The organism is Ochrobactrum sp. SFR4, assembly GCF_019730395.1.
In the GTDB taxonomy this organism is placed as follows: domain Bacteria; phylum Pseudomonadota; class Alphaproteobacteria; order Rhizobiales; family Rhizobiaceae; genus Pseudochrobactrum.
The window spans coordinates 1-277 of record NZ_JAAPBB010000725.1; the positions used below are offsets into that span (position 1 = coordinate 1).

The following is a 277-nucleotide window of genomic DNA, read 5'->3' on the forward strand; positions in this document are numbered from 1 at the left end:
TGAACCCATCAGGCCGGTGCCTGCTATGCCAATGGTTGTCACTTTGCGAGTTGCAACTGTGCTGTCAGCACTCTGTTTTCCGGCATCGCGCTCAGCAAAAAACACATAACGCAAAGCACGGGCTTCATCACTTTCGCGCAAGTGCAGAAAGGTTGCCCGTTCCTCCGCCAAAGCTTGTTGTGCTGGCAATGTTGCAGAGAGCGAAACCAGACGCAGTGCTTCTGATGGTGCAACACGACCACGTGCTTTGCTCAGAATTTTTGCTGCGGTTTGCTCG

At 53.1% G+C, this 277-nt stretch carries 1 pseudogene; it reads right to left on the bottom strand.

Going from position 1 to position 277, the window contains the following annotated elements:
* A pseudogene (locus HBA93_RS20975) lies at positions 1–277 on the bottom strand (3-hydroxyacyl-CoA dehydrogenase); the annotation flags it as partial.